This is a genomic window from Amniculibacterium sp. G2-70 (assembly GCF_014353055.1).
Taxonomy (GTDB): domain Bacteria; phylum Bacteroidota; class Bacteroidia; order Flavobacteriales; family Weeksellaceae; genus Amniculibacterium; species Amniculibacterium aquaticum.
The window spans coordinates 1473051-1485287 of sequence record NZ_CP060698.1 but is presented as its reverse complement, the minus strand read 5'-3'; the positions used below and the strand labels follow the sequence as shown (position 1 = coordinate 1485287).

The following is a 12237-nucleotide window of genomic DNA, read 5'->3' as shown; positions in this document are numbered from 1 at the left end:
TATTTAAACTTTATTTTCTTTTCTATTTCTCACTTTCGTATGGTAGAATACATTTGGTTTGGTACCAATTTCTTCTAACAAGATATATCTTCTGTTGCTTGCGAAAAGTTTTCTCACATGAGAAGATTTATCATTCATATCACCGAACTGGATTGCACCAGTAGAACACGCTTTAGAACAAGCAGTTTGGAATTCTCCGTCTTCTACTTTTCTACCGTCTTTCTTAGCTTCCAAAATGGTCTGTTGTGTCATTTGGATACACATAGAACATTTTTCCATAACCCCTCTGGTTCTTACCACAACATCCGGATTCAATACCATTCTTCCTAGATCGTTGTTTTGGTTATAATCGAATTTATCATTCAAATTATAAGTAAACCAGTTGAATCTTCTTACTTTGTATGGACAGTTGTTTGCACAATATCTTGTACCCACACATCTGTTGTATGCCATTTGGTTTTGACCTTGCTTACCGTGAGAAGTTGCCGCAACTGGACAAACCGTTTCACATGGTGCGTGGTTACAGTGCTGACACATTACCGGTTGGAAGATTACATCAGGGTTGTCCGCAGGGTGGTTCAAGATACCACTTTCTTTATCGAAAGCATGACCGTACATTCCTGGTACATCCAAACCTTCAGCTACGGCTTCGGCAGGTTGAATTTTTCTTACAGCAGAATAGTAACGGTCGATTCTCAACCAATACATATCTCTGGACATTCTTACCTCGTCTTTACCAACAACAGGTACATTGTTTTCTGCTTGACAAGCGATGACACAAGCACCACATCCTGTACAAGCATTTAAGTCTACAGACATGTTGAAGTGTGGACCGTCGGTATCGTCATAAGAATTCCAAAGGTCAATTTTTCTTGCTGCAGTAGCCTGACCCGTAATTGTATGGTATTCGATTGGTTTGTTCCATCCGTTTTTAGGATCGTTGAAAGGTACATTGATGAAATCTGCTAAAGATACTTCTTTTGCGATGTCATAACGACCCATTACTGTATTTTGAAGCTGCATTCCGGCAAACTCATGTCCAGAACCTGTTTTTTCGATTTTAACATTGGTAACGACCAAATTATTTCCATCGAACAAAGGATATGCATTGATACCTGTAGCAGCAACTTTACCAGAGCTTTTCTTACCGTAACCCAAGGCAAGACCTAGTGATCCTTGCGCTTGACCCGGTTGTATAAAAACTGGAATATTTTCTAATTTAACATTCCCTGCGGTAAGTGTTACCAAATCACCATTCAATTGCATTCTACCGTTAAGATCGTTTGACAATCCTAAAGTTTTAGCATCTGCTGGGGAAATGGTTAGGTAGTTATCCCAAGACAATCGTGAAATTGGATCTGGTAATTCTTGCAACCAAGGGTTGTTGGATTGTGTACCGTCACCAATTGCAGTTTTTGTATATAATTTTAATTCGAATTCTGAAGCTTTGAAGTTTCCTAAATCCGCTACAGCTTGAGCAGCATTACCACCAGCATAAGCCAATGTTGTAGCAACACCACCAGCATTGAATCCGTTGTATAATGCTTGGTTAAATGGTGTAGCTCCTAGTAATGCAGTTGCATTGGTCTTTAAATAATCATAATAATTATTTAGTTCACTTCCTTTACCATTGATCCATACCAATAGAGATTCTTCCAACTGTCTTGGTTTGAAAATCTTTTGAATGGTTGGCTGCATTAATGAATAAGCACCCGTTTGTGGAGCAATATCTCCCCAAGACTCTAACCAGTTAGCAACAGGAATTACGACTTTAGAAGCGTCGTACATTTCGTTCTTTTTCTCAGAGAAAGACATTACGAAACCTACTTTGGAAAGCGCTTTTTTGAAGTCTTCACCTTTGTTGCTGGAGTAGATTGGGTTTACATTATTAGCGATTAACACTCCTACTTGACCGGCATTCATCCAGCCTAAGAATTCTTGGTATCTAGCTCCGTCAAATTCTTTTAAGAAATTAGCTTTACCTGTGAAAGCAGTAGAATTCAGCTTTTGATTAATCAAATGAGAAAGTACGATGGCTGCTTTAGAGCCGTCTGCCAAAACAACTGCTTTGTTTCCTTTCTCTTGTAATCTTTTTACTAAATCAGCGGCTACTTTATCCGAAGTTCCTCCATTAAGTCCGTTGTACACTTCAACTAAAAGTTTATTAACCGCACTTGGTTTAAGAGGAATTCTTGTGTCGGAGTTGGCTCCAGTTAGAGACAAATTAGACTCAATTTGGATATGTTCCAACATGTTTTCTCCAGGTACTCTTGCAGCGGCATAAGAAGACTCTAAACTTTGAGCGTTGAAATCTCCTAAGAAATCCGCTTGGAAAGACACCACCAATTCTGAGTTTGTTAGGTCATAAACCGGTAAGGCTCTTTGACCGAAAACTTCTTGCGCAGCATCTAGATTTGCAGCGTGAGGTAGGGCATCATAAGTAACAAGTTCTGCACTTGGATATTTTGTTTTGAAATCGCCGAACAATTTCTTGAAAGTTGGAGAGGCAAAAGAGTGAGAAAGTACTACAATCTTTTTCCCTGAAGTTCCGGCATTGTTTAATGCTTTTAGAACTTCGTCATCAACCTTGTCGAAAGTTTCGTCTTTTCCGTTTAGTTTTGGTTGTTTTACCTTATCGTTATCATAAAGAGACAATACACTTGCTTGAGCTCTTGCATTGGTTTTACCCAATTCGTTTGCTGCAGGGTTTGCTTCAATCTTGATTGGTCTTCCTTCTCTTGTTTTCACCAAGACACTTGCAAAATCGGCACCATCAAAATAAGTAGATGCGAAATAATTAGCAACTCCCGGGATTACATCGTGAGGTTTTACGACATAAGGTATAGTTTTCACAACTGGTGCTTCGCAAGCGGCCAATGTAACGGCTGCAGTAGAGAAACCTAAAAGTTTTAGGAAATCTCTTCTGGTTGTATTTACAGGGCTGTTCTTATCACCACTTCTGATTTCATCCACTGGAATTTCGTCATGAAATTCCTTCTGAGCCAATCTTTTTGTCAAAGTTGGATCTTGTAGTTCGTGGATACTTCTGAATTGTATTTTATTTGAAGCCATTGATACTTCTAATTTTTAGTTATTAATAATGACATTTACCACACTCAAGACCTCCAATAGCATCTACTGTAACTTTACCACCAGAAGCAGGATATTGCTTCGCAAGTTTGTCGTGTAGATTCTTGAAGTACTCTTTATTATAACCGTTGTTCATATCAACTTCTGTTGTTCTATGACATTCTATACACCATCCCATGGTGAAGTCGTTTGCCATTTGTACCACATTCATTGTATCTACTTTACCGTGACATGCTTTACATACCGTATCGATTTGGTCGTTTGGATTTTTCTTGTTGTATGAATTAATGATTGCTTGCTCGCCTGCAACAACATGCTGAGAGTGGTTAAAATAAACGAAATCCGGCATGTTATGGATTCTCACCCATTCCACTGGTTTTGTTTTACCCGTGTACATTTGTTTTGACGGATCCCATCCTGTTGCAGCATAGATCTTTTGGATCTCTCCATCGTAGAATGCTTTATCTTTTCCAGGCTCCATATATTTACCGTTGTATTCAGAAATCATACGGTGACAGTTCATACACACATTCATGGACGGAATTTCGGACACCTTGCCGTACTTGGCACCAGTGTGACACATTTGACAGTCGATCTTATTTTCTCCAGCGTGAATTTTGTGTGAGAAATGAATGGGTTGTTCCGGTTGGTATCCTTTATAGACACCGATCCACATTAACCAGTTCCAAACTCCGTAGAATGCAAATACCGCCAACAATGCAAGAGCAAGTTTGCCAACACCGTTGTATTTTTTGTAAAAATCTGCAAAAGAAGTTACACGGTTATCGTTAAGGCCTCCCAACTCATCGGTTTGTTGCAATTTCACCAAACCTCTTAGTTTAATGAGTAACCAAATTAACAATCCACCGATTGCCAACAAGGAAGCAAAAATGATTAAGCCATCATTCTTCCCTTGTCTTTCTTTTTCTAGATCCGCACTAGACCCTTGATCTGCTGAAGCAGCACCGGCAGCATCTTCTGCTTTAGGTTCCTCTTTTGGTGGGTTAGTCGTGTACTCAAGAATGTCTTTGATGTCCTGATCCGAAAGGCTCGGGAAGGCAGTCATCTCAACCTTATTGAATTTTTCATAAAGCTCATTGGCATACTTGTCGCCAGATGCTCTTAAAGCTTTATTGTCTTTAATCCACTTGATGAACCATGCTTCATCAAGGTTTTGCTCCTTTTTTACCTTATCTACAACACCGCCTAATGCAGGGCCTACCAATTGCTTGTCCAAAGCGTGACAAGCAGCACAGTTTGCCTTGAAGAGTTTCTCTCCATTTTTCGCATCTCCTTGCGCATAGATAGAAGCAGTAGTTGCTAGCAACAAACCTATTGCCAACAATCCTTTTTTGTAATGCTTACTCCAACTAATCATTTATTAAATCTTGGGTTAGAAAAAATTGAGTATATAATCAATTGCGCAAAAGTAACACTTTTAACAGATATTTAACAGTAACAAAATATGACAATTCTATCCGAAAGGCTAATTTATAACTATTCTAAATAACTATCACTGTCATATATTTTATTTATTATAATTTTGCGAAAAAGATTTAGATGAAAATTATTTCAAGAACATTTTTAATTGCTTTAGCACTAATCTCTCACCTGTCTAGTGCCCAACAAGTTACAAAGAGAGACACTTTGAACGGGACGGAATTGATCATGACCATGGACACAAAAATATCCAATGAACTTTCCGATTTGGAAGAAAAATGCCTGGACAAAAAAGACAGAAACCCAAATTTCGAAAATGGTACAAAAGAGAACAATAAAATCGTTGTTCCCAATAGAGCGCTGACCAACGAAGAAATCTGTCGAAAAAACCCAAGAATTTCTGGCTTTAAAATTCAAGTAGTCGTCGTAAAATCCAACGATGAGGCGAATAAAATACGAAGTGACTTCCGTACTAAATTCCCATACCTCAAAGTAGAGATCGACGCTTCACTTAGGCCAAATTATAAAATTTTAGCAGGCAGTTATTTTACAAAAACCAGCGCTGCATCTGATCTTAAAAGCATTAGAAAACAGTACAATACAGCCGTACCCATCCAATACAGAATTTTTTGTGTTGAAGCGAAATAAAATTCAATTTCACCAAAAAATACAACACCTGACTTTTGTGGAAGTCAGGTGTTTTTATTTAGTGTGAATGTCTACAAGCCACAGAAACAAACGAAATCTAATTTGAAAGACATTGCAATACCTTTAAATAATTTAACGAAACTTCTGAATGGTCATCAAAATTAATAATAAAAAAACCACTCTATTCGAGTGGTTTATTCGATCGTTGATTTGATCTAAAAATTATTTCTTCATCACTTTTAATGAAGTCGTGGTTCCATCTTTGTGCTGAAGCTTCAAGATATACAATCCTGATTTCAAATCACCCAAGTGAAGTTGTGTACTTGGTCTATCGAAAGCCTTCACCAATCTGCCTGTCGCATCCAAAACTTGGATGTTTTTAACAGATTTCACATCAGAAATATTCACCACATCATGGAAAGGATTCGGATATACTTTGATGGCATCTTTTGCATTCACTTCGTCTGTTGACAAAGGATCTACTTCAATATTAATGTTATCCAAGAATAAATTTGAGTTATCGGCATCGGAATACGCATTGAATCCTACAAAATAGATTCCGTTAGCCGGAACGGTAAATGTATAGGTTGCATTTTGTGATGTAATCGTTGAAATGCTCGGAAGGTCTGCAATTTGAGTCGTCATGGCTGCAGCATCGGCCGTTGTTCCGAAAGCCACTTTTAATTTTTCTGTATAATTAACACCATCGTCGTTACCATAATCAAATGTTACTCTGTAAGTTATACCCGACATAAGGTTTAAACCTTGGGTAAAAAACCATGCATTGGCATCATTTGCCATATTATACGGATACATTAGAGCTTTAGTTCCGAAACCGTATCCAGGGTTGTTGATGGTTACCCAATTGTTACCTGTACCTGCATTTTGTTTCGTAGTACAACTTGGAAGTGCTGGAGTAGCAGCAGATTCAAAATTCTGAACATACGGTAAGTTGCCTACACCGCATTCTGTTGCAAGAGAAGGAAGAGCTTTCCACACCGATTTGTCGGTGTCGCTACACTTAGATCTCACCCAAACATAATAAGTTGTACCGGAATTTAAGCCGGTTAAATTAGCAGTAGTGGTTGCAGTTGGCACATTCAACAAAGCTGAAGTACTTGCATCCGGAGCCACACCTGTTGTGTTGTAGTACACATCGTATCCTAGTGCTGGTGGCGTTACAGAAGGCGCCCAAGAAAGAACGGCACTGTTCATCGTTACTGAAGAAGATACCAAATCTGTAGGTTCTATACAAGTTGGTACCGGCTCCCAATACACATTATCCCAATAGTATGTTTTACCATCATTTTTATTTACAATAGCCAATCTTGCTCCGGCAGGAATGCTTGCTGCAGGAATAACAACACTGTATTCCGCATTTGGAACTGAATAAACGGTATTCATGATGTTCAAATCTTCAATCACCACAAAGCTGAGCATATCGGTAAGATCGGTGATGTATCCTACAGACAAGGTACCACCACCTGCTGAATTTACCCTTGCTTTCAATCTCAATCGGTGAGTTCCGTCGTTGATGTTGGACAATTCTGGCAACACTACAATAACCGGGGTTTGAGTAGCCGAAGCATATTGAGATACATTTTTAGTCCCTGTTGCCGGCAAAGTTGTAGTTACGGTTTGGTTTCCGGAATCCGAAGGAGCAGCCAATCTAATCCAACAATCCGGCACATAATTTCCGGTTGCTGTAGTTTCAAACCCTTCAAATAAAGAAGTTACCGGTGCACATTCTGTTTTGAAAGTGAACGGTCCTTTCCATGCGGAATTCCCATTGGCACCTCCACAAGCTGCACGAACATAAAGATCGTAATAGGTATTTTGAGCCAAGTTAACATTAACCGAATTGGTACTCACATTGGTAAAGGTTGTAGGCACCCCTGTTCCGGCAGGTTTCACCACATAATCCCAAGAAGTTTCAGCACCTCCTGCAGTCCAAGATACCGTTGCAGAATTTGTTGTAATGTTATTTGCAGTAGCGCTGTTGGAGCTGGGCAAGATACCAAATAATCAAATCCTATTTTAGCCCTTCTATAATTAGTTGCTGTTAGAAGATCAGGCAAGGTTTCGTCGTTATTGGTTTGATTTTTTGTCGTATTGTCATTGGTAACATCCACACAAGGGTTGTTCCATTCGTACTCCCAAGTAACATTGGTCGTATTTCCTGTATTTACATATTCAAAAAGCACCATTAAATTGGAACCAGTTGTGTAATTAAAATTGGTTGACAGTACAAACTCCTTCCAACCTGCAGGACCTGCTGCTGCAACTGCTGGATTGCTATTATAAACCAAAGTGGCTCCTGTAACTAAAGTAGTCCAATCTGCTGATGCATCACCAAAATCAAGAGCTGATGTATTTTTCAAATACACTTTAAAATTTGGAGTACCACCAATATTTGTTGCAGTGATCTTTTTTAGATAAAGAGAGGTTAGCGTTTGTCCCGCAATACCCGCAAGTTGAGTTGCCGGATAAATTGTTGCAACTCTATTGGTCGAAAGAGGCACATTATTACTCGCCATGGCATAAGTGCCATTGCCTAATGGAGTTGTTGCATAACACGCTCCACCCACAGGAAACAACTGCGCCCATGAGAATTGAGACATCAAAATCGTCATCAACAAAATAGCCATATTTTGAAGCTTGTTGATCTTGAAATCTTTAATTAAATTAAAATTTTTCATTCTATCTACATTAAATTTAAACTCAATGGAGAAAAATTAGCTCTCCCTATTATTAATCATGTTTTCAAGGACATCACACACACAAACGCAACAAAAAAAGCTGCTCAAGTTTGAGCAGCTTCCTTAACATTTGGTTAAAAATATTTACTTTTTGATCACTTTAACAGAAGTTGTTGTTCCGTCTCTATGAGCCAGTTGTAAAATATACATTCCGGATTTTAGATCACCCAATTGCAATTGTGCAGTAGGTTTCTCAATGGTTTTCACCAATCTTCCAGAAGCATCCATTACATGAACGGTTTTTACATTTCTAATTTCAGAAATGGTAATTACATCATGGAAAGGATTAGGATATACCTTGATGCTGTCTTTAGTATCTACTTCGGATGTTGCTAGATTGTTAACATCTACCGCTATGTTATCTACATACAAATAAAATTTATCGGCATCAGAATAACAATTGAATCCAAAATAGTACACTCCTGTTGTAGGTACAGTGAATGTATAGGTACCTGACTGCAATGCCGCTTGGTTAATGTTTGGTAAATCAACAATCTGTGTGGTCATTGCTGTTGCAACCGCTGAAGTACCAAAAGCAACTTTTAGTTTCTCTGGAGCATATGTGGTGCTGTTATTTCCATAATCAAATGAAATCTTATAGTTTGTACCGGCTGTCAAATTAATTCCTGCTGTATAGAACCACACATTAGCAGCATTTGATGTATTATAACTGTAAATCAATGCATTCGTTGTAAACCCATATCCTGGGCTTGCTACTGTACCCCAATTGTTTCCTGTTCCAACATTTTGGTTGGTGGTACAAGTTGGCAATGCAGGTGTAGTTACCGATTCAAAGTTTTGAACATAAGGTAAATTCACCGCATCACAAGCCGTTGCAAAACTTGGCAAAGCTACCCATGGACTTTGATCGGTAGATGAACATCTGGATCTTACCCACACATAATACATAGAACTAGGTGACAATGAAGATAAGTTTGCAGTAGTTGTGGTTACATTGACCGATGGAGTCGTGCTTGGAGTAGGTACAGTATTTACCAAACTATAATACACATCATATCCTTCTGCCGGTGCTGTAGCCGGAGCCGTCCATGACAATGTCGCTGTCGTCGTAGTCGTACTTGTTACCGTTAATGCAGTAGGCTCAGCACAAGTTGAGTTTGGCTCCCAATAAACATCATCCCAATAATAGGATTTTGCATCGTTTTTACCATGAATGGCTAACCTCGCTCCAGCAGGAACTGTGTTAGGGATTATTACATTGTATTGCGCTGTTGGATCGGTATAAGTCGTATTATTGATGGTTAAATCTTCAATAGAAACAAAAGAACTCACATCATTCACATCTGTTACATAGCCAACAGAAAGAGTTCCGCCAGCAGAAGACACCCTAGCTTTCAATCTTAGTCTGTGAGTACCAGCATTAATATTTGAAAATACAGGTAAGGCAACAATAACTGGATTGGTTGTAGTAGAAGTGTATTGATATACATTCTTAGTTCCTGATGCTGGAGTTGTTGTTGTAATCGTCATGGATCCCGGACTGGATACAGGAACCATTCTCACCCAACAATCCGGAACATAATTCCCTGATGCAGTAGTCTCAAAACCTTCATACATGTAAGACACAGGCAAACAAGAAGTTTCGAAACTTGGCAATGCTACCCAAATACTTTGATCGGTTGTGCTGCAATTGCTTCTTACCCAAACATAATAGGTGGTGTTATCCGTTAGAGAAGTCAAATTAGCCGAAGTACCTGCAACATTAACTGACGGTGTTGTAGTTGCAGTTGGCGCCGTATTGGTAGTACTGTAATACACATCGTATCCATTGGTTGGAGGCGTAGTAGAAGCAGTCCAAGAAACGGTTGCAGAATTGTCAGTAATTGCAGATGCACCTAAGGATGTTGGCGCAACACAAGTTGGAATTGGTTCCCAATTCACTTCATCCCAATAATACGATTTTGCATCGTTTTTATTTTTAATGGCCAATCTTGCACCTGCAGGTACAGTGGTAGGAATTATAACTTTATAAATAGCATCTGAAGTTGTATAAGTTGTATTGTTGATGGTTAAATCTTCAATAGAAACAAAACTTGCAACATCAGAAATATCCGTAACATAACCTACAGAAAGTGTACCTCCGGTAGTGGTTGCTCTCGCTTTAAATCTTAACCAATGCGTTCCTGCATTTACATTTGAAAATACCGGTAAGGCAACAATGGTAGGATTCTGAGTTGCAGAAGCATATTGATATACATTATTCACACCTGCAGCAGGAGTAGTCGTAGAAATAGACATCGATCCCGGAGTAGTAACCGGCGCCATTCTCACCCAACAATCAGGGACATTATTTCCCGTTGCAGTGGTTTCAAATCCTTCATACAATGAAGTCATTGGAAGACATGCCGTTTCGAAACTCGGTAACGCATTCCAAATACTCTTATCAGTCGTGCTGCACACACTTCTTACCCAAACATAATAGGTGGTATTGTCCGTAAGCGAAGTTAGGTTTGCGGATGTCCCTGCAACATTCATATTTGGAGTAGAAGTTGCTGTTGGGGCAGTATTCGTAGTGCTGTAATACACATCGTATCCGTTTGCAGGAGGTGTAACAGAAGCCGTCCAAGATATTGTTGCAGAATTATCAGTTATTGCAGATGCTACTAAAGCCGTCGGCTTCACACAAGTTGGGATAGGCTCCCAAAATACCTCATCCCAATAGTAGGATTTACCATCATTTGCATTTTTAATTGCTAAACGAGCTCCTGCTGGAACGGAAGAAGGAATAGCAACGGTATATTCTGCATCAACTGTGGTATATGTGGTGTTGTTGATGGTCAAATCTTGTATGGTAACAAAACTTCCAACATCCGTTACATCCGTTACATAACCAACACTCAATGTACCACTTGCTGTTGATACTCTCGCTTTTAATCTCAACCAATGCGTTCCTGCATTAATGTTGGACATTTCCGGCAAAGCAACAATGGTCGGGGACTGAGTAGAAGATGCGTATTGGTAAACATTTTTGGTTCCAGCAGCCGGAGTCGTCGTAGAAACAGACATTGACCCCGGAGTAGTAGCCGGCGCCATTCTTGTCCAACAGATTGGAACAAAATTTCCTGTCGCTGTATTTTCAAATCCTTCGTACAAAGAAGTTATTGGCGCACAAGCCGTTTGAAAAGTAAAAGGACCTTTCCAAGCTGAATCCCCGTTGGTTCCACCGCATTTTGCTCTTACATAAAGTTCATAAATGGTTCCTGGAGTAAGAGAACTAACATTGTTTGTTAAAGATGAAGTTGTTGAAAACGAAGTTGGAGCTCCTGACCCTGCAGGTTGCACCGCATAATCCCATGAAGTTTCCGTACCACCAGCAACCCAAGACACTGTTGCAGAGTTTGATGTGATATTCGTAGCATCCAATCCTGAAGGCCAAGGACAAGAAACCAAATAATCAAAAGCAATTCGTGGTCTTCTATAATTCGAAGATGCCAATGAAGTACCAAGTGTACCTGTAGTTGTCGTTACATACTTACCTGTATTGTTGTTTGATGTATTTACACAAGGAGATGTATATTCATATTCCCATGTTGTATTAACCGTATTCCCGGTGTTCACATACTCAAACAAAACCATTAAATTGTTGGCACTTGAGGTAAACGGAAAATTGGTAGAGAATACCAATTGCTTCCATCCTGCAACACCAGCTGTTGCAGTAACCGGATTACCATCATAAACCAAAGTAGCTCCGGTAGATACCGTTGACCAATCCACTGCACTTGCACCAAGATCTGTAGCAGTCGTTTCTTTAAGATAAATCTTAAGATTCGGCGTTCCCACCATATCTGCCGTTGAAAACTTCCAAAGATACAGAGAAGACAATGTTTGCCCTGCAATTCCGGACAATTGGCTTGCAGGATAGATCACTGCATGCCTACTGGTGGACAACGAATTGGTGGAACTTGCGGGCGCATATAAAGTAGTCCCAATACCACCGGTACATGTACCTGCAACAGGATAAAGTTGTGCCCAAGAAAACTGGGAACCAAGCAGAGCCAAGAGCAACACAACCGTATGCCGCAGCCTGTACATCTTGAGGTTTTGACTAAAACCTCGAAATAAATTAAAATTCTTCATATCGTTAATATTTTATTAAACTTCAACAAATGTAAAAAAAATCTAAATATACACTTGCTACATACTTTAAATTTTAACATTTAATCAGCTTTAAGTTGATATTAGTGTATTAAATCAATTTTTATTAACTAAAAATAATTACAAATAATCCATCAAAACATCAAAACAATTAAACATCTAATTAAAACAATAAAAAAAACAC

At 39.1% G+C, this 12237-nt stretch carries 6 protein-coding genes; 1 reads left to right on the top strand and 5 read right to left on the bottom strand.

Annotated features, from left to right (window positions below):
• Positions 1–3 precede the first annotated feature (3 nt).
• Both H9Q20_RS06855 and H9Q20_RS06850 read right to left on the bottom strand, forming a co-directional pair.
• Positions 4–3072: a TAT-variant-translocated molybdopterin oxidoreductase gene (locus tag H9Q20_RS06855; protein WP_187477351.1), complete on the bottom strand. Its 3069-nt coding sequence runs from the start codon at positions 3070–3072 to the stop codon at positions 4–6.
• Between the two features lie 22 nt (positions 3073–3094).
• A complete protein-coding gene (locus H9Q20_RS06850; protein WP_187477350.1) occupies positions 3095–4468 on the bottom strand; it encodes a c-type cytochrome in 1374 nt (457 codons plus the stop codon).
• A 182-nt stretch (positions 4469–4650) separates the two neighbouring features.
• Here H9Q20_RS06850 and H9Q20_RS06845 point away from each other — a divergent pair, with 182 nt between their 5' ends.
• Entirely contained in the window at positions 4651–5178 is a 528-nt protein-coding gene (locus H9Q20_RS06845) for an SPOR domain-containing protein (RefSeq protein ID WP_187477349.1), read from the top strand.
• Between the two features lie 222 nt (positions 5179–5400).
• Here H9Q20_RS06845 and H9Q20_RS06840 read toward each other — a convergent pair whose 3' ends face one another.
• The 3 genes from H9Q20_RS06840 to H9Q20_RS06830 all read right to left on the bottom strand — a co-directional run bounded on the left by H9Q20_RS06840 (position 5401) and on the right by H9Q20_RS06830 (position 12035).
• A complete protein-coding gene (locus H9Q20_RS06840) occupies positions 5401–7191 on the bottom strand; it encodes a T9SS-dependent choice-of-anchor J family protein (protein WP_187477348.1) in 1791 nt (596 codons plus the stop codon).
• On the bottom strand, positions 7089–7877 hold the full coding sequence (locus H9Q20_RS06835) for a hypothetical protein (protein ID WP_187477347.1): 789 nt from the start codon (positions 7875–7877) through the stop codon (positions 7089–7091). Before H9Q20_RS06835 ends, H9Q20_RS06840 begins: the two co-directional genes overlap by 103 nt.
• Before the next feature lie 144 nt (positions 7878–8021).
• Positions 8022–12035, bottom strand: a complete 4014-nt coding sequence (locus H9Q20_RS06830; protein ID WP_187477346.1) for a fibronectin type III domain-containing protein — start codon at positions 12033–12035, stop codon at positions 8022–8024.
• Positions 12036–12237 lie beyond the last annotated feature (202 nt).